This is a genomic window from Janthinobacterium sp. LPB2021202312-11-4 (assembly GCF_037049705.1).
Taxonomy (GTDB): domain Bacteria; phylum Pseudomonadota; class Gammaproteobacteria; order Pseudomonadales; family Pseudomonadaceae; genus Aquipseudomonas.
In genome coordinates this window covers 175,593-198,142 of record NZ_JBAGKV010000008.1, presented here as the reverse complement: position 1 = coordinate 198,142, position 22,550 = coordinate 175,593, and the positions used below count along the sequence as shown (strand labels likewise).

Annotated in this window: 28 protein-coding genes; 21 read left to right on the top strand and 7 right to left on the bottom strand. The window is 57.2% G+C overall.

All coding sequences use genetic code 11. The features are described 5' to 3' along the window. The first annotated feature begins 2 nt into the window (after window positions 1-2). The 19 genes from rplN to bfr all read left to right on the top strand — a co-directional run bounded on the left by rplN (window position 3) and on the right by bfr (window position 10,991). A complete protein-coding gene (rplN, locus tag V5E99_RS11625) occupies window positions 3-371 on the top strand; it encodes a 50S ribosomal protein L14 (protein ID WP_002555479.1) in 369 nt (122 codons plus the stop codon). An 11-nt stretch (window positions 372-382) separates the two neighbouring features. Next, the gene (gene rplX, locus V5E99_RS11620) at window positions 383-697 is read left to right on the top strand and encodes a 50S ribosomal protein L24 (protein ID WP_003176416.1); all 315 of its coding nucleotides are present in this window, start codon (window positions 383-385) and stop codon (window positions 695-697) included. A 20-nt stretch (window positions 698-717) separates the two neighbouring features. Beyond that, window positions 718-1,257, top strand: coding sequence for a 50S ribosomal protein L5 (gene rplE / locus V5E99_RS11615; protein WP_003176415.1), 540 nt, complete (start codon window positions 718-720; stop codon window positions 1,255-1,257). 13 nt (window positions 1,258-1,270) lie between these two features. Next, complete coding sequence (gene rpsN / locus V5E99_RS11610) at window positions 1,271-1,576, top strand: 30S ribosomal protein S14 (protein WP_003176414.1); 306 nt, start codon at window positions 1,271-1,273, stop codon at window positions 1,574-1,576. A gap of 209 nt (window positions 1,577-1,785) precedes the next feature. Then, the gene (gene rpsH, locus V5E99_RS11605) at window positions 1,786-2,178 is read left to right on the top strand and encodes a 30S ribosomal protein S8 (protein ID WP_003186040.1); all 393 of its coding nucleotides are present in this window, start codon (window positions 1,786-1,788) and stop codon (window positions 2,176-2,178) included. Between the two features lie 12 nt (window positions 2,179-2,190). Further along, a complete protein-coding gene (gene rplF / locus V5E99_RS11600; RefSeq protein WP_003176412.1) occupies window positions 2,191-2,724 on the top strand; it encodes a 50S ribosomal protein L6 in 534 nt (177 codons plus the stop codon). Between the two features lie 10 nt (window positions 2,725-2,734). Further along, window positions 2,735-3,085: a 50S ribosomal protein L18 gene (rplR, locus tag V5E99_RS11595; RefSeq protein ID WP_003186037.1), complete on the top strand. Its 351-nt coding sequence runs from the start codon at window positions 2,735-2,737 to the stop codon at window positions 3,083-3,085. Window positions 3,086-3,088: 3 nt separating this feature from the next. Next, window positions 3,089-3,589, top strand: coding sequence for a 30S ribosomal protein S5 (gene rpsE, locus V5E99_RS11590; RefSeq protein ID WP_007943782.1), 501 nt, complete (start codon window positions 3,089-3,091; stop codon window positions 3,587-3,589). A 2-nt stretch (window positions 3,590-3,591) separates the two neighbouring features. Further along, window positions 3,592-3,768, top strand: coding sequence for a 50S ribosomal protein L30 (gene rpmD, locus V5E99_RS11585; RefSeq protein WP_003186033.1), 177 nt, complete (start codon window positions 3,592-3,594; stop codon window positions 3,766-3,768). 3 nt (window positions 3,769-3,771) lie between these two features. Then, complete coding sequence (gene rplO, locus V5E99_RS11580; RefSeq protein ID WP_007896782.1) at window positions 3,772-4,209, top strand: 50S ribosomal protein L15; 438 nt, start codon at window positions 3,772-3,774, stop codon at window positions 4,207-4,209. Then, window positions 4,210-5,538, top strand: coding sequence for a preprotein translocase subunit SecY (secY, locus tag V5E99_RS11575; protein ID WP_003228718.1), 1,329 nt, complete (start codon window positions 4,210-4,212; stop codon window positions 5,536-5,538). It begins immediately after the preceding gene. Between the two features lie 27 nt (window positions 5,539-5,565). After that, window positions 5,566-5,682 (top strand): 50S ribosomal protein L36, encoded by a 117-nt coding sequence (rpmJ, locus tag V5E99_RS11570; protein WP_002555468.1) that lies wholly within the window; start codon window positions 5,566-5,568, stop codon window positions 5,680-5,682. A 130-nt stretch (window positions 5,683-5,812) separates the two neighbouring features. Then, complete coding sequence (rpsM, locus tag V5E99_RS11565) at window positions 5,813-6,169, top strand: 30S ribosomal protein S13 (RefSeq protein WP_003186020.1); 357 nt, start codon at window positions 5,813-5,815, stop codon at window positions 6,167-6,169. A 30-nt stretch (window positions 6,170-6,199) separates the two neighbouring features. Continuing rightward, the gene (gene rpsK / locus V5E99_RS11560; RefSeq protein ID WP_002555466.1) at window positions 6,200-6,589 is read left to right on the top strand and encodes a 30S ribosomal protein S11; all 390 of its coding nucleotides are present in this window, start codon (window positions 6,200-6,202) and stop codon (window positions 6,587-6,589) included. A gap of 18 nt (window positions 6,590-6,607) precedes the next feature. Continuing rightward, window positions 6,608-7,228, top strand: a complete 621-nt coding sequence (rpsD, locus tag V5E99_RS11555; protein WP_003210056.1) for a 30S ribosomal protein S4 — start codon at window positions 6,608-6,610, stop codon at window positions 7,226-7,228. Between the two features lie 28 nt (window positions 7,229-7,256). Continuing rightward, window positions 7,257-8,252: a DNA-directed RNA polymerase subunit alpha gene (locus V5E99_RS11550; RefSeq protein ID WP_499244095.1), complete on the top strand. Its 996-nt coding sequence runs from the start codon at window positions 7,257-7,259 to the stop codon at window positions 8,250-8,252. Between the two features lie 42 nt (window positions 8,253-8,294). Then, entirely contained in the window at window positions 8,295-8,681 is a 387-nt protein-coding gene (rplQ, locus tag V5E99_RS11545) for a 50S ribosomal protein L17 (RefSeq protein WP_007896790.1), read from the top strand. Between the two features lie 241 nt (window positions 8,682-8,922). After that, on the top strand, window positions 8,923-10,377 hold the full coding sequence (locus V5E99_RS11540) for a catalase (RefSeq protein WP_499802577.1): 1,455 nt from the start codon (window positions 8,923-8,925) through the stop codon (window positions 10,375-10,377). Between the two features lie 149 nt (window positions 10,378-10,526). Beyond that, window positions 10,527-10,991 (top strand): bacterioferritin, encoded by a 465-nt coding sequence (bfr, locus tag V5E99_RS11535; RefSeq protein WP_499802576.1) that lies wholly within the window; start codon window positions 10,527-10,529, stop codon window positions 10,989-10,991. A gap of 79 nt (window positions 10,992-11,070) precedes the next feature. Here bfr and uvrA read toward each other — a convergent pair whose 3' ends face one another. Next, window positions 11,071-13,905, bottom strand: coding sequence for an excinuclease ABC subunit UvrA (gene uvrA / locus V5E99_RS11530; RefSeq protein ID WP_499802575.1), 2,835 nt, complete (start codon window positions 13,903-13,905; stop codon window positions 11,071-11,073). Window positions 13,906-14,096: 191 nt separating this feature from the next. On the opposite strand from uvrA, the gene V5E99_RS11525 reads away from it, so the two are divergent. Both V5E99_RS11525 and V5E99_RS11520 read left to right on the top strand, forming a co-directional pair. Beyond that, window positions 14,097-15,494: an MFS transporter gene (locus V5E99_RS11525; RefSeq protein WP_499802574.1), complete on the top strand. Its 1,398-nt coding sequence runs from the start codon at window positions 14,097-14,099 to the stop codon at window positions 15,492-15,494. Between the two features lie 9 nt (window positions 15,495-15,503). Next, a complete protein-coding gene (locus V5E99_RS11520) occupies window positions 15,504-16,031 on the top strand; it encodes a single-stranded DNA-binding protein (protein WP_010467282.1) in 528 nt (175 codons plus the stop codon). A gap of 70 nt (window positions 16,032-16,101) precedes the next feature. Here the strand turns inward: V5E99_RS11520 and V5E99_RS11515 are convergent, their stop codons facing one another. The 6 genes from V5E99_RS11515 to V5E99_RS11490 all read right to left on the bottom strand — a co-directional run bounded on the left by V5E99_RS11515 (window position 16,102) and on the right by V5E99_RS11490 (window position 22,516). After that, window positions 16,102-18,306, bottom strand: coding sequence for an OsmC domain/YcaO domain-containing protein (locus V5E99_RS11515; RefSeq protein ID WP_499802573.1), 2,205 nt, complete (start codon window positions 18,304-18,306; stop codon window positions 16,102-16,104). A gap of 146 nt (window positions 18,307-18,452) precedes the next feature. Beyond that, window positions 18,453-19,610 carry a glutathionylspermidine synthase family protein gene (locus V5E99_RS11510; RefSeq protein WP_499802572.1) on the bottom strand — a complete coding sequence of 386 codons (1,158 nt, stop codon included), beginning with the start codon at window positions 19,608-19,610 and terminating at the stop codon, window positions 18,453-18,455. 12 nt (window positions 19,611-19,622) lie between these two features. After that, the gene (locus V5E99_RS11505) at window positions 19,623-20,357 is read right to left on the bottom strand and encodes a DUF1190 domain-containing protein (RefSeq protein WP_499802571.1); all 735 of its coding nucleotides are present in this window, start codon (window positions 20,355-20,357) and stop codon (window positions 19,623-19,625) included. 17 nt (window positions 20,358-20,374) lie between these two features. Next, window positions 20,375-20,803: a DUF350 domain-containing protein gene (locus tag V5E99_RS11500; RefSeq protein ID WP_499802570.1), complete on the bottom strand. Its 429-nt coding sequence runs from the start codon at window positions 20,801-20,803 to the stop codon at window positions 20,375-20,377. A 14-nt stretch (window positions 20,804-20,817) separates the two neighbouring features. Beyond that, on the bottom strand, window positions 20,818-21,495 hold the full coding sequence (locus tag V5E99_RS11495) for a DUF2491 family protein (RefSeq protein ID WP_499802569.1): 678 nt from the start codon (window positions 21,493-21,495) through the stop codon (window positions 20,818-20,820). Beyond that, window positions 21,482-22,516 carry an ion channel gene (locus V5E99_RS11490; protein WP_499802568.1) on the bottom strand — a complete coding sequence of 345 codons (1,035 nt, stop codon included), beginning with the start codon at window positions 22,514-22,516 and terminating at the stop codon, window positions 21,482-21,484. The genes V5E99_RS11495 and V5E99_RS11490 overlap by 14 nt, the downstream gene beginning before the upstream one ends. Between the last annotated feature and the right edge of the window lie 34 nt (window positions 22,517-22,550).

The window sequence follows — 22,550 nt, the reverse complement described above, 5'->3', positions numbered from 1 at the left end:
ATATGATTCAGACTCAATCCATGCTCGATGTGGCCGATAACAGCGGCGCTCGCCGCGTTATGTGCATCAAGGTGCTGGGTGGCTCCCATCGTCGTTACGCTGGTATCGGTGACATCATCAAAGTTACCGTGAAGGAAGCAATTCCTCGCGGTAAAGTGAAAAAAGGCCAAGTGATGACTGCTGTTGTAGTCCGCACTCGTCACGGCGTACGTCGTGCTGATGGCTCCATTATCCGCTTTGATGGCAACGCTGCTGTTCTTCTGAACAACAAGCAAGAGCCGATCGGCACCCGTATCTTTGGGCCAGTGACCCGTGAACTTCGTACTGAGAAGTTCATGAAGATCGTCTCGCTCGCCCCAGAAGTGCTGTAAGGAGATCCGACATGCAAAAGATTCGTCGTGACGACGAGATCATCGTGATCGCCGGCAAAGACAAAGGTAAGCGCGGTAAGGTGCTTAAGGTTCTCGCTAATAACCGTCTGGTTATTGGTGGTCTGAACCTGGTTAAGCGTCATACCAAGCCTAACCCGATGTCGGGCGTACAAGGCGGTATCGTCGAAAAAGAAGCTCCACTGGACGCTTCTAACGTCGCCATTTTCAACGGCGAAACCAACAAGGCTGACCGCGTTGGTTTCAAAGTAGAAGACGGCAAGAAAATTCGTGTCTTCAAGTCGACCCAAAAAGCGGTTGATGCTTGAACACTGCTAGGTAGAAGACCATGGCACGACTAAAAGAGATTTACTGGAAGGAAATCGCACCGAAGCTTAAGGAAGAACTTAAGCTTTCGAACGTGATGGAAGTTCCACGCGTTACAAAGATCACCCTGAACATGGGTCTGGGCGAAGCAGTCGGTGACAAAAAAGTCATCGAGCACGCTGTTGCCGACCTGGAAAAGATCACCGGTCAGAAAGTTGTTGTGACTTACGCTCGGAAATCCATCGCTGGCTTTAAAGTCCGTGAAGGTTGGCCGATCGGCGTCAAAGTAACTCTGCGCCGTGAGCGTATGTATGAATTCCTGGATCGTCTGCTGTCGATCTCCCTGCCTCGGGTTCGCGACTTCCGCGGCCTGAATGCCAAGTCCTTCGATGGTCGTGGTAACTACAGCATGGGCGTTAAAGAGCAGATCATCTTCCCGGAAATCGACTACGACAAGATCGATGCTCTCCGCGGTCTGGACATTACCCTGACCACCACTGCCAAGAACGATGATGAAGGTCGCGCGCTGCTGCGTGCTTTCAAATTCCCGTTCCGCAACTGATTGGAGTAGGAAAATGGCCAAGATGAGCATGAAAAACCGCGAGCTGAAACGTCAGCTCACGGTTGCCAAGTACGCCAAAAAGCGTGCAGCACTGAAAGCTATCATCGTTGATCTGAACGCAAGTCCAGAAGCACGTTGGGAAGCTACAGTAGCTCTGCAGAAGCAGCCACGTGACGCAAGCGCTTCGCGCATGCGTAACCGCTGCCGCCTGACCGGTCGTCCACACGGCGTTTACCGCAAGTTCGGCCTCGGCCGTAACAAACTGCGTGAAGCTGCAATGCGTGGTGACGTACCTGGTCTGGTTAAAGCCAGCTGGTAAGCACTATCAAAGTCTCGGTGCTCGGGATCGCGAGATCCTGACCATCGGTGACCTTGAACTTGAATCAAGCCCCTTTTGGGGCTTGATTCATTTGTGGGATGTGTCTAGAATACCCGGCTCGCCTGAGCCCGTGCTTTTTTCGCATGGATGAGCTCGGCGACAAGTAGTAGCCGCAAGGCTAATTTTTTTGTATTAGGAGCGTCTAGCCCATGAGTATGCAGGACCCGTTAGCGGACATGCTAACTCGAATCCGTAATGCCCAGATGGCTGAAAAGTCCGTCGTAAGCATGCCATCTTCTACTTTGAAGGTAGCTGTTGCCAAAGTCCTGAAGGACGAAGGTTACATTGCGGGTTATCAGATCAGCAGCGAAATCAAACCACTGCTGTCCATCGAGCTGAAGTACTTCGAAGGCCGTCCGGTCATCGAAGAAGTGAAGCGCGTTAGCCGTCCAGGCCTGCGTCAGTACAAGTCCGTCGATGATCTGCCAAAAGTTCGTGGCGGTCTCGGTGTGTCTATCGTCTCCACCAACAAAGGTGTGATGACGGATCGTGCTGCGCGCGCTGCCGGTGTCGGCGGCGAAGTTCTTTGCACTGTGTTCTAAGGGGGGATAAGCATGTCACGCGTCGCTAAGAACCCCGTTAAGCTGCCAGCCGGTGTCGAAGTAAAATTCGCAGGCCAACAGCTTTCGGTGAAGGGTGCCAAGGGCACTCTCGAACTGAACATCCATTCGTCCGTTGAGATCGTTGAAGAAGCTGGTGAGCTGCGTTTCGCTGCTCGCAATGGCGATCAACAAACTCGCGCAATGGCTGGTACCACTCGTGCGTTGGTAAACAACATGGTCCAAGGCGTAAGCCAAGGCTTCGAGCGCAAGCTCCAGCTGGTCGGTGTTGGTTACAAAGCGCAAGCAAAAGGCACAGTGCTGAACCTGGCTCTTGGCTTCTCGCACCCAGTGGATTATGAACTGCCGGAAGGCATCACCGCTGAGACTCCTAGCCAGACCGATATCCTGATCAAGGGCATCGATAAGCAGCTGGTAGGTCAAGTGGCCGCCGAGATCCGCGACTTCCGTCCACCAGAGCCGTACAAAGGCAAAGGTGTGCGCTACGCGGACGAAGTCGTCCGTCGTAAAGAAGCCAAGAAGAAGTAGGGCATAGCAAATGACCGACAAAAAAGTTACTCGACTGCGTCGCGCTCGCAAAGCACGCCTGAAAATGCACGAACTCGAAGTCGTGCGTCTCTGCGTGTTCCGCTCGTCGCAGCACATCTACGCCCAGGTCATTTCGGCCGACGGCAACAAAGTCCTGGCATCTGCCTCGACTTTGGATAAAGAACTGCGTGATGGCGCCACTGGCAACATCGACGCGGCCACTAAGGTTGGCCAGCTGGTCGCTACGCGTGCAAAAGCCGCTGGCGTCTCGCAGGTGGCTTTCGACCGCTCTGGCTTCAAGTACCACGGCCGCGTCAAGGCGCTGGCTGATGCTGCTCGTGAAGCTGGGCTGGAGTTCTAAGTTATGTCAAATAACGACCAAAAGCGCGACGAAGGCTACATTGAGAAGCTGGTTCAAGTTAACCGCGTAGCCAAAACCGTAAAAGGCGGCCGTATCTTCACTTTCACCGCGTTGACCGTGGTTGGTGATGGTAAAGGGCGTGTTGGCTTCGGCCGTGGCAAGTCACGTGAAGTGCCTGCCGCGATCCAGAAGGCAATGGAAGCAGCTCGTCGCAACATGATCCAAGTTGATCTGAACGGCACCACTCTGCAGTACGCAATGAAGTCCGGTCACGGCGCTTCGAAGGTGTACATGCAGCCTGCTTCTGAAGGTACCGGTATCATCGCTGGCGGCGCTATGCGTGCTGTCCTCGAAGTTGCTGGCGTTCAGAACGTTCTGGCCAAGTGCTACGGCTCGACTAACCCGGTAAACGTGGTTCACGCCACTTTCAAAGGTTTGAAAGCTATGCAATCTCCTGAATCCATTGCCGCCAAGCGTGGCAAAAGCGTCAAGGAGATCTTCTGATCATGGCTACCGTTAAAGTTACGCTGATCAAAAGCATGACCGGCCGCATCCCTAACCACAAACTGTGCGTTAAGGGTCTGGGTCTGCGTCGCATCGGTCACACTGTAGAAGTACTTGATACTCCCGAGAATCGCGGGATGATCAACAAGGCTTACTACATGCTGCGTGTCGAGGGTTAATCGATGAAACTCAATGATCTGAGTCCAGCGCCGGGTTCCCGTCGCGAAAAGCATCGTCCGGGCCGTGGTATCGGTAGTGGTTTGGGCAAGACCGGTGGCCGTGGCCACAAAGGTCAGTCCTCCCGCTCCGGTGGCACCATTGCTCCAGGCTTTGAAGGCGGTCAACAGCCGCTGCATCGTCGCCTGCCGAAATTCGGTTTCGTTTCCCTGAAAGCCATGGATCGCGCAGAAGTGCGTCTGTCCGAGCTGGCCAAAGTGGAAGGCGACATCGTCACCGTGCAGTCCCTGAAAGATGCCAACGTGATTAACGTCAACGTACAGCGTGTGAAAATCATGCTGTCCGGCGAAGTTACTCGCGCTGTCACCATCGGAAAGGGAATCGGCGCCACCAAAGGTGCGCGTGCGGCTATCGAAGCAGCTGGCGGCAAGTTCGAGGAATAAATGGCTAAGCAAGGTGCTCTCTCTGCGCTCGGCAAAGGCGGTATGTCTGAACTCTGGGCTCGTCTGCGTTTTCTGTTCCTGGCGATTATCGTCTACCGAATAGGCGCACACATCCCGGTTCCAGGTATCAACCCGGACCGACTCGCGGACCTGTTTCGACAGAATGAGGGGACCATTCTTAGCTTGTTCAACATGTTTTCCGGCGGCGCGCTGGAACGGATGAGCATCTTTGCACTGGGGATCATGCCGTACATTTCGGCATCGATCATCATGCAACTGATGACCGCCGTCAGCCCGCAGCTGGAGCAGTTGAAGAAGGAAGGTGAAGCTGGCCGTCGCAAGATCAGCCAGTACACCCGCTACGGCACCGTCGTCCTCGCTCTCGTTCAGGCTATTGGTATGTCCATTGGTTTGGCGGGGCAGGGCGTTGCGTTCACTGGTGACTTTGGCTTCCATTTCGTCGCGGTATCCACTTTTGTGGCTGGTGCGATGTTCATGATGTGGCTGGGTGAGCAGATTACTGAGCGTGGTGTTGGCAACGGTATCTCGATGTTGATTTTTTCGGGTATCGTCGCCGGTCTTCCGAGAGCGATCGGGCAGTCTTTCGAGTCTGCACGTCAGGGTGATATCAACATCTTCGCCCTGGTTGCCATCGGTTTGCTGGCAGTAGCGATTATCGGTTTCGTGGTGTTCATTGAGCGTGGTCAGCGTCGTATTGCTGTTCACTACGCCAAGCGTCAGCAGGGCCGCAAGGTCTTCGCTGCGCAGACTAGCCACTTGCCGCTGAAGGTGAATATGGCCGGTGTTATTCCGGCTATTTTCGCGAGCAGCATTTTGCTGTTCCCAGCTTCGTTGGGTGCCTGGTTCGGTCAGTCTGAAGGTATGGGCTGGTTGCAGGACATCTCGCAGTCGATCGCTCCTGGTCAGCCGTTGAATATTCTGCTGTTTAGTGCAGGGATTATTTTCTTCTGCTTCTTCTATACGGCGTTGATGTTCAATCCGAAAGACGTAGCGGAAAACCTGAAGAAGTCCGGTGCCTTTATTCCGGGTATCCGTCCAGGTGAGCAGTCTGCGCGCTACATTGATGGCGTGCTGACTCGTTTGACCATGTTCGGTGCTCTTTACATGACGGCCGTGTGCTTGCTGCCCCAGTTCCTGGTGGTTGCAGCAAACGTACCGTTCTACCTTGGCGGGACCTCGTTGCTGATCGTCGTCGTGGTTGTGATGGACTTCATGTCCCAAGTACAATCGCACCTCGTTTCGCACCAGTACGAATCCCTGATGAAGAAAGCCAACCTGAAGGGTTACGGCAGCGGCATGTTGCGCTGAGTACCCATAAGGTTCGAGGAGTTGGTGATGAAAGTTCGTGCATCGGTGAAAAAGCTGTGCCGTAACTGCAAAATTATTCGCCGCGAAGGTGTTGTTCGAGTAATTTGCAGCGCGGAACCGCGTCACAAACAGCGCCAAGGCTGAGTGTGATTGTGCTTCAAGCCCGGTAGCTAGTGCGCTACCGGGTTGATTATTTGTTATTACAGCGATATTATCTCGCGCCCTATTTCTTGGCTTCCGGGGCGTAGGTAGCTGTCAATTGGAGTCCCACTGAATGGCCCGTATTGCAGGCGTTAACATTCCAGATAACAAGCATACTGTTATCTCGCTGACCTACATCTATGGTGTTGGTCGCACTACTGCACAGAAGATCTGTGCAGTGACTGGGGTAAACCCAGCCGCAAAGATCAAAGATCTGAGCGACGAGCAGATTGAACAGCTGCGTGGCGAAGTGGCGAAGTTCACCACTGAAGGTGACCTGCGTCGCGAAATCAACATGAAAATCAAGCGTTTGATGGACCTCGGTTGCTATCGCGGTCTGCGTCATCGTCGTGGTCTTCCAGTGCGCGGTCAGCGTACCAAGACTAACGCGCGTACCCGTAAAGGTCCGCGTAAGCCGATCCGCAAGTAATCGCCCCAGCGAATCGACAGGAAATTAATCATGGCTAAACCTGCTGCTCGTCCTCGTAAAAAAGTCAAAAAGACAGTGGTTGATGGCATCGCCCACATCCACGCGTCTTTTAACAACACAATCGTGACCATCACCGACCGTCAAGGCAACGCTCTTTCCTGGGCTACCTCCGGTGGTTCGGGTTTCCGCGGTTCCCGCAAGTCCACCCCGTTTGCTGCTCAAGTAGCTGCTGAACGTGCTGGTCAAGCTGCGCTGGAATACGGTCTGAAAAACCTCGACGTTAACGTCAAAGGTCCAGGCCCAGGTCGTGAATCCGCAGTCCGCGCTTTGAACGGCTGTGGCTACAAGATCGCCAGCATCACCGACGTGACGCCAATCCCGCACAACGGGTGCCGTCCGCCGAAGAAGCGCCGCGTGTAATCCAGGAGATTGTAAAGAATGGCTCGTTACATTGGTCCAAAATGCAAACTCGCTCGTCGTGAAGGCACCGATCTCTTTCTGAAGAGCGGCGTGCGCGCGATCGAATCGAAGTGCAACATTGAAGCAGCACCTGGTATCCACGGCCAACGCCGCGGTCGCCAGTCCGATTACGGCACCCAACTGCGTGAAAAGCAGAAGGTCCGTCGTATCTACGGCGTTCTCGAGCGTCAATTCAGCGGCTACTACAAAGAAGCTGCTGGCAAGAAAGGCGCAACTGGTGAAAACCTGCTGCAGCTGCTCGAATGCCGTCTGGACAACGTTGTATACCGTATGGGTTTTGGCTCTACTCGTGCCGAATCCCGTCAGCTGGTATCGCACAAATCCGTAAGCGTTAACGGTCAGACCGTAAACGTGCCGTCGTACCAGGTTCGTGCTGGTGACGTGGTCGCGATTCGCGAGAAAGCAAAGAACCAACTTCGCATTGTCCAAGCTCTCGATCTGTGTGCCCAGCGTGGCCGCGTAGAATGGGTAGAAGTAGACACTGAGAAGAAGTCGGGCGTTTTCAAGAACGTTCCTGCTCGCAGTGATCTGTCCGCCGACATCAACGAAAGCCTGATTGTCGAGCTCTACTCCAAGTAAGGGCTAGAAAATAGGTGCATCCATGCAGATTTCGGTAAATGAGTTCCTGACACCCCGCCATATTGATGTGCAGGTTGTCAGTCCAACCCGCGCCAAGATCACTCTCGAGCCTCTCGAGCGTGGTTTCGGCCACACCCTGGGCAACGCGCTGCGACGCATCCTGTTGTCCTCAATGCCCGGCTGTGCAGTAGTCGAGGCCGAGATTGACGGTGTGCTCCACGAGTACAGCGCCATCGAAGGTGTACAGGAAGACGTAATTGAAATCCTGTTGAACCTTAAAGGTCTGGCTATCAAGCTGCACGGCCGTGACGAAGTTACGCTGACCTTGTCGAAGAAGGGTTCGGGGGTGGTTACCGCTGCCGATATTCAGCTGGATCATGATGTCGAGATCGTTAACCCCGATCACGTAATCGCTAACCTGGCGTCTAACGGCGCCCTGAACATGAAGCTCACCGTAGCTCGTGGTCGTGGTTATGAACCGGCAGACTCGCGTCAGAGCGATGAAGACGAAAGCCGCAGCATCGGTCGCTTGCAGCTTGACTCTTCGTTCAGCCCGGTTCGCCGTATCGCATACGTGGTGGAAAACGCCCGTGTCGAGCAGCGTACTAACCTGGACAAGCTGGTTATTGATCTGGAAACCAACGGTACTCTGGACCCTGAAGAGGCTATCCGTCGCGCTGCAACCATCCTGCAACAGCAGTTGGCTGCGTTCGTGGACCTCAAAGGTGACAGTGAGCCAGTGGTTGTCGAGCAGGAAGACGAGATCGATCCGATCCTGCTTCGCCCGGTTGACGATCTGGAACTGACTGTACGTTCGGCTAACTGCCTTAAGGCGGAAAACATCTACTACATCGGTGACCTGATCCAGCGCACCGAAGTAGAGCTGTTGAAGACTCCGAACCTTGGCAAGAAATCCTTGACTGAAATCAAGGACGTTCTGGCCTCCCGCGGTCTGTCCCTCGGCATGCGCCTCGACAACTGGCCGCCTGCAAGTCTTAAGAAGGACGACAAGGCGACTGCCTGATCGTCGTAATCACCGAACGTTGTGTTTGGTAAGGAATGAACCATGCGTCATCGTAAAAGTGGTCGTCACCTGAGCCGCACTAGCTCGCACCGCAAGGCCATGTTTCAAAACATGGCAGTGTCGCTGTTCGAGCACGAGCTGATCAAAACTACACTGCCGAAAGCTAAAGAACTGCGTCGCGTTGCTGAGCCGCTGATCACTTTGGCCAAGACAGACAGCCTGGCTAACCGCCGTCTGGCTTTCGACCGTACTCGTTCGAAAGCTATCGTTGGTAAGCTCTTCAACGACCTGGGCAAGCGTTACGCTACCCGTGAGGGTGGCTACCTGCGCATCCTCAAGTGCGGCTTCCGCACTGGCGACAACGCGCCTATGGCGTACGTCGAGTTGGTTGATCGTCCAGTTGGCGGTGAAGCTGTATCCGCTGAGTAAGACGTCAGTCTGAAACGAAGAACCGGGCCTAGTGCCCGGTTTTTTGTGCCTGTAAGAAACGCGCGGTTTATACAAGTTTCCTTGCGGTTCACTCCGTCATGATGCGAACGGGATTCATTGGTAGTATTTTTCTATTGATCGCCACGAATTAATGAATTTGTAGCCTTCCTGATCAATGGTCAATACTCCGTCCCAAGCCGATTAGCCGGCAGTTCCAAAACTGACAGAGGAAGAAGATCGCATGAGCCAAAACAAAACGCTTACGACCGCCAGTGGCGCTCCTGTCGCCGACAACCAGAATTCTCGCTCCGCCGGCCCCCGTGGCCCGCTGCTCCTCGACGATTTTCACCTGATCGAGAAGCTTGCCCATTTCAACCGTGAAAACATTCCTGAGCGCCGTGTACACGCCAAAGGTTCGGGCGCTTACGGTACGTTCACCGTTACCCGTGACATCACCGAGTACACCAGCGCCAAGCTGTTCGAAGCAGTCGGCAAGCAAACGCCAACCTTCCTGCGGTTTTCCACCGTGGGCGGTGAGCGTGGTTCGGCGGATACCGAGCGTGATCCACGTGGTTTCGCCCTGAAGTTCTATACCGAAGAAGGCAACTGGGACATCGTCGGCAACAACACGCCTGTGTTCTTCATCCGTGATCCGCTGAAATTCCCTGACTTTATTCACACCCAAAAGCGTCTGCCGCAAAGCAACCTGAAAAGCGCGCAGATGATGTGGGACTTCTGGTCGCACTCGCCAGAGGCGCTGCACCAGGTCACCATCCTGTTTTCGGATCGCGGCATCCCTGATGGCTACCGTCACATGCACGGCTTCGGCAGCCACACCTACAGCCTGATCAACGCTGCAGGCGAACGTCATTGGGTGAAATGGCACTACAAGACAAAGCAAGGGATCAAAAACCTCGCGCCAGCAGAGGCTGCACGCTTGGCCGGTACTGATCCGGATTACGCCCAACGCGATTTGTTCGGTGCGATCGAGCGCGGTGATTTCCCGAAATGGCGTGTGTGCATTCAGATCATGACCGAGGCCCAGGCTGCGGCGCACTACGAGAATCCGTTCGATGTGACCAAAACCTGGTCGCAGAAAGAATTCCCGCTGATCGAAGTCGGCGAATTGGAGCTCAATCGCAATCCGCAGAACTACTTCGCTGAAGTCGAGCAAGCGGCGTTCGGTCCGAGCAACATGGTCCCGGGCGTTGGTCTGTCGCCGGACCGCATGCTGCAAGGTCGTGTGTTCGCTTACGCGGATGCCCACCGCTACCGTGTCGGCACCAACCACCAGCAACTGCCAGTGAACGCTCCACGCAACCCGGTCAACACCTACCAGCGTGACGGTTCCATGGCATTTGGCAGCAATGGTGGCGCAGCGCCGAACTATGAGCCGAACAGCTACATCGAGTCGCCGAAGCAGGCGCCGCGTTATGCCGAACCTGCATTGGCCTTGAGTGGTGCGGCTGATCGTTACGATCATCGCGAAGATACCGATTACTACAGCCACGCCGGTGCGCTGTTCCGTTTGATGAGTGACGAGCAGAGAACCCTGCTGGTCAACAACATTGCCGGCGCGATGGGTGGCGTTTCCGGCGACGTGGTTGATCGTCAGTTGCAGCATTTCTACAAGGCTGACCCGGCGTACGGAGAAGCAATCGCAAAGGCGTTGGGCGTACAGCTTAACGAAGTCTAAACGAGAAGCAGAACCGCCCTCATTTGGGCGGTTTTTGCGTTATTTAAACCACTTTTCTCAGAATATCTTCGCTTTTATCGCGCAAACGAAGTGACCAAACGGTCGGGTTGGTTCAAACTACAGGCTTTCAAGCAGGGAGATGTAGGGCGATGCAAGGCCACCCAGACGTAATCGATTACCTCAACACGTTGCTGACCGGCGAGCTGGCGGCGCGTGATCAATATTTCATCCATTCGCGGATGTACGAGGACTGGGGTTTCACCGAGCTCTACGAACGTATCAACCACGAAATGGAAGAAGAGGCGCAGCACGCTGACGCCCTGATGCGTCGCATTCTGATGCTCGAAGGCACGCCCCGTATGCGTCCCGATGACCTGGATGTCGGCACCACGGTACCGGATATGCTCGCTGCCGATCTGCGACTGGAATACAAAGTCCGCGCCGCACTCTGCAAGGGCATCGAACTCTGCGAGCAGCACAACGACTACGTTAGCCGCGAGATGCTGCGCATTCAGCTGAATGACACCGAAGAAGATCACACCTACTGGCTGGAGAAGCAGTTGGGCCTGATCAAGTTGATCGGTCTGGAGAATTACCTGCAATCGCAGTTCTGATATCCCGGATAAAAACCGCCCGGACACAAAAAAGCCCCTGTCACCGACAAAGTGCCAGGGGCTTTTTCATGGGCCTGAATCAGGCCTTGTCGCGAGCCAGCAATGGCTTGAGGTAGAAGCCAGTGTGTGACTGCTTCATCTCGGACACTTCTTCCGGCGTACCAACGGCAATGATCTGCCCACCTTTGGAACCGCCTTCCGGCCCCAGATCCACCAACCAGTCGGCAGTCTTGATCACGTCCAGGTTGTGCTCGATCACCACCACGGTATTGCCGTGATCGCGCAGGCGATGCAGCACGTCGAGTAATTGCTGGATATCCGCGAAGTGCAGGCCGGTGGTCGGCTCATCGAGGATGTACAGGGTCTTGCCGGTGTCGCGCTTGGACAGCTCACGGGACAATTTCACCCGCTGGGCTTCACCGCCGGACAGTGTCGTCGCGGATTGACCAAGCTTGATATACGACAGGCCGACGTCCATCAGCGTCTGGAGCTTGCGCGCCAGGGCTGGCACCGCATCGAAGAACACCCGTGCTTCCTCGATGGTCATCTCAAGGGTTTCGTGGATGTTCTTGCCCTTGTACTTGATCTCCAGGGTTTCGCGGTTGTAGCGCTTGCTCTTGCAGACGTCGCACGGGACATAGATGTCCGGCAGGAAGTGCATTTCCACCTTGATCAAACCATCGCCCTGACAGGCTTCGCAACGTCCGCCCTTCACGTTGAAGGAGAAACGCCCCGGGCCATAACCACGGGAACGGGACTCCGGTACGCCGGCGAACAGTTCGCGAATCGGTGTGAACAGCCCGGTGTAGGTCGCCGGGTTGGAGCGTGGCGTGCGACCGATCGGGCTCTGGTCGATGTCCACAACCTTGTCCAGATGCTCCAGGCCCTTGATGCTGTCGTGAGCGGCAGCTTCAAGGGTGGTGGCGCCGTTGAGTGCCGTGGCGCTCAGGGGGAACAGCGTGTTGTTGATCAACGTCGACTTGCCCGAACCGGATACACCGGTCACGCAGGTCAGCAGACCCAGTGGGATTTCCAGATCGACATTACGCAAGTTGTTGCCGCGCGCACCCTTGAGCGACAGGGTCATTTTTTTGTTACGCGGTGTGCGTTTGGCCGGCACGGCAATCTTCACGCGGCCCGACAAATACTTGCCGGTCAGCGAATCCGGGTGCGCCATGACTTCGGCAGGCGTCCCTTCGGCAACGATATGCCCGCCGTGCACACCGGCGCCTGGGCCGATATCCACCACGTAATCCGCCAGACGAATCGCATCTTCGTCGTGCTCGACCACAATCACCGTGTTACCGATGTCGCGCAGGTGCTTGAGGGTGCCGAGCAAGCGATCGTTGTCCCGTTGGTGCAGGCCAATCGACGGTTCGTCGAGGATGTACAGAACCCCGACCAAACCGGCGCCAATCTGGCTGGCCAGACGAATACGCTGGGCCTCACCGCCGGACAGCGTGTCCGCACTGCGATCCAGCGACAAATAGTCGAGGCCGACGTTAACCAGGAACTGCAGACGCTCACGGATTTCCTTGAGAATCTTGTCGGCAATTTCGCCGCGACGGCCAGTGAGTTTCAGCAGGCCGAAATACTCGCACGCATCACCAATCGGCAGATTGGTCACCGCCGGCAAGGTCTTCTCGCCCACCCAGACGTGCCGCGCCTCGCGACGCAGACGCGTGCCACGGCAATCCGGGCAAGGCTGGGTGCTGAGGAACTTGGCCAGCTCTTCGCGCACCGAGGCGGACTCGGTTTCGCGGTAGCGGCGTTCCAGGTTCGGCACGATGCCTTCGAACGGGTGCGAACGTTTGACGATGTCGCCACGGTCGTTCAGGTATTTGAAGTCGACGTTCTGCGAACCACTGCCGTGCAGGATGAATTTCTGCTGATCGGCGGGCAGGTCGTTGAACGGCACTTCCAGGCTGAACTTGTAGTGCGAGGCCAGCGACCCGAGCATCTGGAAGTAATAGACGTTGCGCCGGTCCCAGCCGCGAATCGCGCCTTCGGCCAGGGTCAGTTCACCGTTTACCAATCGCTTGATGTCGAAGAACTGCTTAACGCCCAGGCCATCGCACGTCGGGCAGGCGCCGGCCGGGTTGTTGAAGGAGAACAGCTTGGGTTCCAGCTCGCTGATCGCGTGGCCACAGATCGGGCAGGCGAAGCGCGCGGAGAAGATCATCTCTTCCCCCGGCTCGTCGTCCATCGGCGCGACCAGCGCGATACCGTCCGCCAGTTTCAGCGCGGTCTCGAAGGATTCGGCCAGGCGCTGTTGCAGATCGGCGCGGACCTTGAAGCGGTCGACCACCACATCAATCGAATGCTTCTTCTGTTTATCCAGCTTCGGCAACTCGTCCAGCTCGCAGAGCCGACCGTTGACCCGAGCACGCACAAAACCCTGGGCGCGCAGTTCTTCGAAGACTGACAGATGCTCGCCTTTACGCTCGCGAATCACCGGCGCCAGCAACATCAATTTGCTGCCCTCCGGTTGCGCGAGGACCAGGTCGACCATCTGGCTGACGGTCTGGGCCTCCAGCGGAATATCGTGATCCGGGCAGCGCGGAATACCGACGCGGGCGTAGAGCAGGCGCAGGTAGTCGTAGATTTCGGTGATGGTGCCGACGGTCGAACGCGGGTTGTGGGAGGTCGACTTCTGTTCGATGGAGATGGCAGGCGACAGGCCTTCAATGGTGTCGACGTCAGGCTTTTCCATCATCGACAGGAACTGCCGGGCATAGGCCGACAAGGACTCGACGTAGCGGCGCTGACCTTCGGCGTACAAGGTGTCGAAAGCCAGGGACGACTTGCCGGAGCCGGACAGGCCGGTGATAACGATCAGCTTGTCCCGTGGCAGGGTCAGGTCGATGTTTTTCAGGTTGTGGGTTCGGGCCCCACGAATCAGGATCTTGTCCAAAGTGGCCTCGCTCGGCGGGCGTCGAAAACGTAGGAGTATACGGCCAAATACTGGATGGATGCACACTATCAAATGCGGGTTGCACAGGCTTACATGAAGACTGCGTCATCTGTGCGCGTCAAAGCGTCGCGATGTACCCCGTCAATCGATGGGACTGGTAGAATCGCCGCCGGTTCACATGAGGTTTTTCCATGCACGATCCCCACAGCGAACGCATGAGTGGCAGCGAGACCCGCGCAGCAAGCGGTCTGGCCCTGGTGTTCGCCTTCCGTATGCTTGGCATGTTCATGGTGTTGCCGGTATTGGCGACCTATGGGATGGATCTGGCGGGAGCGACCCCGGCCCTTATCGGGCTGGCGATTGGCGCTTACGGCCTGACCCAGGCGATTTTCCAGATTCCGTTCGGTTTCATTTCCGACCGTATCGGCCGGCGCCCGGTGATTTATCTGGGGCTGATCGTTTTTGCCCTCGGCAGCCTGCTGGCGGCCAATGCCGATTCGATCTGGGGCGTGATCGCCGGACGGGTCCTGCAAGGTGCCGGGGCGATTTCCGCCGCCGTGATGGCCTTGCTGTCTGACCTGACCCGGGAACAGCATCGGACCAAGGCCATGGCCATGATCGGTATGACCATTGGTCTGTCGTTCGCCGTCGCCATGGTGGTCGGGCCTCTGCTGACCCGTGCCTTCGGCCTGTCTGGATTATTCCTCGCCACCGGCGGCATGGCGCTGTTCGGCATCGTCATCGTGATGTTCATGGTGCCGCGTGCCACCGGACCGTTGCAGCACCGCGAATCCGGTGTGGCGCGCCAGGCACTGATCCCGACGCTCAAACACCCGGACCTGCTGCGCCTCGACCTCGGCATTTTTGTGTTGCACGCCATGTTGATGTCGAGCTTCGTTGCCTTGCCCCTGGCCCTGGTCGAAAAAGCCGGGTTGCCTAAAGAGCAGCACTGGTGGGTGTACCTGACCGCGCTGCTGATTTCTTTCTTCGCCATGATCCCGTTCATCATCTACGGCGAGAAGAAACGCAAAATGAAACGAGTTTTATTGGGCGCCGTCGCGACGCTGATGCTCACTGAGCTATTCTTCTGGCAGTTCGGCGACAGCTTGCGGGCTCTGGTGATCGGGACGGTGGTGTTCTTTACCGCGTTCAATCTGCTGGAAGCTTCATTGCCATCGCTGATCAGCAAGGTTTCACCGGCAGGCGGCAAAGGCACGGCAATGGGGGTGTATTCCACCAGTCAGTTCCTCGGTTCGGCGCTGGGAGGCATCCTCGGCGGCTGGCTGTTCCAGCATGGCGGTCTGTCGGTTGTGTTCCTCGGATGCGCCGGCCTGGCTGCCCTCTGGCTGGCCTTTGCTGTTACCATGCGCGAACCTCCCTACGTGACGAGCCTGCGCTTGCCGTTGTCGGCCGAGGCGATCCGCGAAGCGGGTCTGGTCGAGCGCCTGAAGGCCGTTGTAGGGGTAACAGATGCGGTAATCGTCGCGGAAGAAGCGGCGATTTACATCAAATTGGACACAGAACTATTGGATCGCACGACCCTCGAGCGCCTGGTGAACAACCCGGCCGAGGCAGCGTGCGTAGCCTAGGAGAACGTTATGGCCCGTGGGGTTAACAAAGTCATATTGGTCGGTACTTGCGGCCAGGATCCCGAAGTTCGCTACTTGCCTAACGGTAACGCCGTGACCAACCTGAGTCTGGCGACCAGCGAACAGTGGACCGACAAGCAAACCGGTCAGAAGGTCGAGAAGACCGAGTGGCACCGTGTATCGATGTTCGGCAAGGTTGCCGAAATCGCCGGCGAATACCTGCGTAAAGGTTCGCAGGTCTACATCGAAGGCAAGTTGCAAACCCGCGAGTGGGAAAAAGACGGTATCAAGCGTTACACCACTGAAATCGTGGTCGACATGCAAGGCACCATGCAACTGCTGGGCGGCCGTCCACAACAGGGCGACCAACAAGGCGGGGGCAATAACTATCAGCAGTCCGCCCCGGCTCCACGCCAGCAGGCTCCACGTCCGCAGCAGTCGGCACCGCAACAGTCGCGCCAGGCTCCGCCTCCACAGCAGGCAGCGCCGCAACCGGCTCCGGATTTCGACAGCTTTGATGACGATATCCCGTTCTAGGCCGCAGCTTTTTCAGAACCTTGAACAAAAAAAAGCGAAGCCCTAGGGCTTCGCTTTTTTGTGGGTGCTGTTAATTGGCCAACGTGCTCACATTGGCCCGTGCCGAGTGCAGTTTTTTGTAGCTCTCGATCAACCGCAGGTGCCGGTCGAGCCCTTCCAGTTTCATGCTGGTCGGCGTCAAGCCATGGAATCGCACAGTGCCGTCGACTGAGCCGATCGCCGCGTCCGTGCGCTCGGTGCCGAACATCCGGCGGAAATTGGCCTCGTAGTCTTCCAGTTCCAGGTCTTCGTCCAGTTTCATCTCCAACACCACATTGACCGCCTGGTAGAACAAGCCGCGCTCAACCGTGTTGTCGTTGTACTGCAGGAACATTTCCACTGCTTCTTTCGCCTCTTCGTATTGCTGCAAGGCCAGGTAAATCAGCAGTTTCAACTCCAGGATCGTCAACTGGCCCCACGCGGTGTTGTCATCAAATTCGATGCCGATCAACGAGGTGATGTCGGTGTAGTCGTCCAGCTCACTTTCAACCAGCCGCTCAGCCAGTGCTTGCAGTTCGCTGTCGTCCAGGCGATGCAGGTTGAGGATGTCTTCGCGGAAGAACAGCGCTTTGTTGGTGTTGTCCCAGATCAGGTCGTCAGCGGGATAGATTTCCGAGTAGTCCGGCACCAGGATGCGGCAGGCCTTGGCGCCGATGTGCTCGTAGACCGCCATGTACACTTCTTTGCCCATGCCTTTGAGAATGCCGAACAGGGTTGCGGCTTCCTCGGCGTTCGAGTTTTCACCCTGGCCGGAGAAGTCCCACTCGACGAATTCGTAATCGGACTTGGAGCTGAAGAAGCGCCACGACACCACGCCGCTGGAGTCGATAAAGTGCTCGACGAAGTTGTTAGGCTCGGTTACCGCATGACCTTCAAGCGTCGGTTGCGGCAGGTCGTTGAGGCCTTCGAAGCTGCGACCCTGCAGCAATTCAGTCAGGCTGCGTTCCAGCGCCACTTCCAGGCTCGGGTGCGCGCCGAACGAGGCGAACACGCCGCCAGTGCGCGGGTTCATCAACGTGACGCACATCACCGGGAATTCACCGCCCAGGGACGCATCCTTCACCAGCACGGGGAATCCTTGCTCTTCCAGCGCCTGAATCCCGGCCAATATCCCGGGGTACTTCGCCAGCACGTCGGCTGGCACATCCGGCAGGGCGAATTCGCCTTCGATGATTTCGCGTTTGACCGCGCGCTCGAAGATCTCCGACAAGCACTGCACCTGGGCTTCGGCCAAGGTGTTACCGGCACTCATGCCGTTGCTCAGGAACAGGTTCTCGATCAGGTTCGACGGGAAATACACCACCTCGCCGTCCGACTGGCGCACGAACGGCAGCGAGCAGATGCCGCGTTCTTCGTTGCCCGAGTTGGTGTCGATCAGGTGGGAGCCACGCAACTCGCCGTCGCGGTTGTAAATCTTCAGGCAGTGCTCGTCGAGAATCTCCGCCGGCAGCGCATCTTTACGGCCAGGCTTGAACCAGCGTTCGTCCGGGTAATGCACGAACGGCGCGTTGGCGATGTCTTCGCCCCAGAACTGATCGTTATAGAAGAAGTTGCAGTTGAGTCGCTCGATGAACTCGCCCAGCGCCGACGCCAGCGCGCCTTCTTTGGTCGCGCCTTTGCCATTGGTGAAACACATCGGCGAGTGCGCGTCGCGGATGTGCAGCGACCACACGTTGGGCACGATATTGCGCCACGAAGCGATTTCAATCTTCATGCCCAGATCAGCCAGAATCGCCGACATGTTGGCGATGGTCTGCTCCAGCGGCAGGTCCTTGCCGGCAATAAACGTATTCGCCGCTGAGCTGGACGCCGGCATCAACAACGCCTGGGCATCGGCGTCGAGGTTTTCCACTTCTTCGATCACAAACTCAGGCCCGGCCTGCACCACTTTTTTCACGGTGCAGCGGTCGATGGAGCGCAGGATGCCTTGGCGATCCTTGTCGGAAATGTCCGCAGGCAGTTCGACCTGAATCTTGAAAATCTGGTTGTAGCGGTTTTCCGGATCAACAATGTTGTTCTGCGACAGGCGGATGTTATCGGTAGGAATACTGCGAGTGTCGCAGTACAACTTCACGAAATACGCCGCACACAACGCCGACGAAGCGAGAAAGTAATCGAACGGGCCCGGTGCCGAGCCATCGCCCTTGTAGCGGATAGGTTGATCGGCCACCACCGTGAAGTCATCGAACTTGGCTTCAAGTCGAAGGTTGTCGAGAAAATTGACCTTGATTTCCATGGGGGATTACCAGAATAACGGGCTAGACGAATTGGTCGCCATTATCCGGCTTTTCAGGCGTAAGTCTCGTTCCGTGCCGGGTTTACACCCGTTTCATCCTAAAGCCCGATGCACGGCGCCGGGCTTCTTTGTGGCCGATGGATCGATCAGTCGAGAATCAGGTGCGGCAGAAACCGGCTCGAATCCTTGGTGATCAAGCTGTTGTCTTCGCGCACGCCAATGCCGGCGGCCTGGTCGCCAATCACCCACGACCCCACCAGCGTGAAGCTTTCGCCAAACCGGGGTAGGGGGGCGAACTCCTGAAGGATAAACGGCGCGTCGGTGTAGGGGCCGTCCTCTTTTACGGTCAGGCCGTCGGCGGTTTGCAATTCGATGTTGGCGCCTTCCCGGGAGAAGTAGGGCTTGCGCACCCACCCCTTCGGCACCGCTTTGTTCGGATCGCTATCCACGTGTGCCGCGAGCAGGTTCGGGTGACCTTTGTTGTACTCCCACAGCAACGGCAGGATGCCCTTGTTGGAGATGATCGATTTCCAGGCAGGCTCGAAAAACTGCGTGTCGCTCTGGGCGATCGCCGCGCCAAACGGTTCGTGGAAGATGAACTCCCAGGCGTGCAGCTTGAACAGGTGCGGAATCCAGCGATCTTCCAGATCGACGAAACGGCCGTCACTGGTCAGGCCAATGTCTTCAAGGTCGATGTGGCGGGATTCGATGCCGACTTTTTCCGCGATCAGGCGCAGGTAGTCGGTGGTGCCCTTGTCTTCGACCGAGTCTTTCATCGAGGCGAAATAGAACGGCTGCTTGAGCTGCAATTGGGCGAAAGCCTGATGCAGCTTGGTGTCGATGCTGTTGAACTGGTCGGCGTGCTTGGGCAGCAGGCCACGTTCGATGCATTGCTCCAGCCAGCCCCACTGAAACGCCGACGCTTCATACAGGCTGGTCGGCGTGTCGTAGTTGAGTTCCAGCAACTTGGCCGGCCCGGTGCCGTTGTAGGAGAAGTCCATCCGGCCATACAGGTGCGGATGGCCTTCGAGCCATGAAGTGCGCACCAGGTCGAAGAACGGCTCGGGAATGCTCAGGCGCTCCAGCAATTGCTCGCTCTGCACCACGCGAGCCACCAGGTCCATGCTCATCTCGTGAAGCTCGGTGGTCGGGTCTTCCAGATCGTTCTCGATCTGCTTGAGCGTGAACTGGTAGTACGCGCTCTCGTCCCAATAGGGCTCGTCGTCGATGGTGTGGAACAGAAAGCCGAGATGTTCGGCGGTCTCTTTCCAGTCATGACGTTCGGCGCAGAGGATTTTTTTCATGGCTGTGTTTCCTTAGCTGCTCGAACCGCCAGAACTCTTGCTCGATCCACCCCAGCCACTGCGGGCGCTGGCCTGGCTGCCGAAGCCGCCGCGTGATGTGGACGAGGCAACGGACACCGGTTTGCTGCGGCTGATGCTGTCGGTGTAACTGCTGCTACTGCCGTAGCGCGCCTGGTTGGACCGGTTGAAGGTCGAGCCCGACGAGACGCGCTGGCTGAGCGTTGAATTCGAGTAGCTGCCACGATCATCGCGATAGCGGTAAACCGGCTCGGAGTAGTAGCTGTTGCGGTTGTTGCTCAGCATGTTGCCGATCAGCAGCCCGGTCAGCAGGCTGCTGCCGGAGAAGCCCGAGCCCGAATTTGCGGCCGTCGCTTCCGAGGCAGGCAGTTTGGCCTTGGCTGCGTCCACTTCGGCTTGCGTGACTTCGCCATCGGCACTCAGCTCGAAACCGCCGAGCTTGGGGATGAACTTGCCGGCGGAATCCTGTTGGCACCAGTCGGCAACGAAGTCGGCATCGCAATCGGCCTGGTTGTCGTACACCGGCGCAATGCTGCGATGCTGGGCCATGGCCTTCATGTAGGCGTCAGAGCAGATATCGACCGGCAGCTTTTCATCGGCGCACTGCTGAACCGACTGGAAGTTGTACTTCTTGTGGATCTCGTAGGTTTTTTCCGTCGGCCCGCAGCCTGAGATCGCCATGGCGACCGACGCGGCCAGCGAGAGCTGAACGTACTTGCTTCGTTTCATCGCAGTCTCCGGCGCAATCAGTTCGAGGAAGGGGTCATGCACGCGGCGTTCAGCATGCCGACGCTGATGGCCACGGCTGCGACGTAGATGCCGGCAGCGACTTCGCCTTTGCGGATGCGCTCGGACGTGCCTTTGAGCACCAGGCTGGTCATCAGGAATGCCAGCAGTTGCACGAACGCGGCGATCACCGCCCAGACCACGAAGTCCAGAATGCTGATCGAATAGGCAATGACGTTGCTCGCCGGAATCGCAAAACCGATGATCGCGCCGCCCAGGGCAATCGCTGCGGCTACGTTGCCCGAACGAATCAATTCGAACTCTTTGTGCGGGGTGATGCGGGTGTAGATGAACTGGAACAACGCGAACAGCACGGCCGCGCCGAGGATGTACAAAACAAAGCCCAGCACGGCGGCCTTGTTCAGAGAAATGGAGAGTGCTTCAAGCATGGGAATCTTCCTTTTTAAAGAATGTTCAGATCGGTTGTGTACAGCGAGATACCCAGCGAAGTACTCAGGCTGATGGTGCCCTCGGCGTCTTCCTCCACGGAAAACAGCAACAACTCGCGCCGATCCGTCAGGCCGGTGTCCCGGGCGTAGAGCATCGAACGGTGTTCAACGGCGTAGGACTCATCAGGATTGACCACCCGCTCGCTTAGCGGGACCAGCTCGGTCTGGCCGTTCTCGGTGCCCCACTCGCGGGTGTATTCGACGCCGTTGTGGGTGTAGGTCGGCAACCCGATCAGGCTCTGAGGGCCGGCCAGTCGAGTCAATTCCGCTTCGCTGTTGATGGTCACGTAGCTCAGGTAATTGAACAGAATCACCGACTCGACCTGCCCGGCAATATCGCCGGTGGTGTGCACTTGCAGCCAATAGTCTTCGTCGTTCATGTAATAACGCGACAACCAGGTCGATTGGCCGAGATCGACCGTGCCGACGCTCCAGATCTGCTGGGAGGCCACCGGAATGGTCACGGCGGTTTTTTCGTCGAGCAGCAATCTCAGGGTGGTGTCGAACATCACCCCTTTGCCCTGCGCCAAGCCAAGTGGGCCAAGAGCCTGGGGGCTGTCGCTGGCTGTCCACTTCGAGTCAGCTTTCGGGGCCGGGGCCTCAAGCCCCATCAACTGTTTAAACCATCCCATTGGAAATGTCCTTGAGGCGAGTGGAGGCGATGTAGAAGAGTTCGCCGCCCTCAATGCGCGTGGCGTTGGGCGGATTGATCGAAGGTTGTGGAGCACCCTGGGCGCGATAGCCGATGAGGGTCGCGTTGTGGCGTTCTTTGAGCTGCGCGTACAAGTCGCCGAAGGTGGCCTGATAGTGTTGCGGCAGCTTCATCAGGTATTGGGTGGCGCCTTCGCCCACGCAGAGCAATTCGTTGATGACCACCGACGAGCCCGGGTCCTGGGACGCACGCACCAGCATCTCGATGGCCATGCTTGAGGTGCATTCCAGGCTCGGCGCGTAGGAACTGGCCAGCGCGGCGATTTCGCTCTCATTGAAATGGGCGACCACATGCCCGACCGGTTTGAGCTGATTGACCGCCAGCACGGTGGCCAGGGTCAGGTCGTCGGAATGGGTTCGCACCAGCACGCGCTCGGCACCGGGAACACCGGCGCGTATCAGCAGCGCGCCGGAGGACAGGCTTTCGCCTTTGATAAAGGCTGCTTTGTCCGGCATCGGGTTTTCTTCAAGGTCGCAATCGCAGATGACGATCAGGTTGTCATTGGAGGTTTCATCCTGCAGCAACAACTCGATGACCCGTTCGCTGGATGAGCCCGCCCAACCGATGAGCACCGTGTGGCCGGTCTTGCCGGTGAAATCGCCTTTGCCCTTCATGCCTTTTCTCCAAACATCAATGACGCTGCTGGTGGTTTTGCCGATGGCCGCCGTCAGCAGCGCAATGCCCCCGAGCATGATCCAGGTGGCCACGAAAACCCGTCCGGCCGAGGTTTGCGGTGCAAGATCGCCGTAACCGACCGTCAGCGTGGTGGTGAGGTAAAAGTAGGTAAACGTGGCGGGGGCGGTGAGGTGTTGTTCGCCCAGAAGCACCAGGCCCAGATAAGCCGTGCTCAGGTGGACGCCCAAGGCAATCGCCAGTCCCGCCCAGCCGAAACGGTGGAAGAAGGACGAGGCGTAGACGCGTAACAAAAGAAAAATCGACATGACGTCCCTGACTCCGTGGGATGACTCGTTCCTG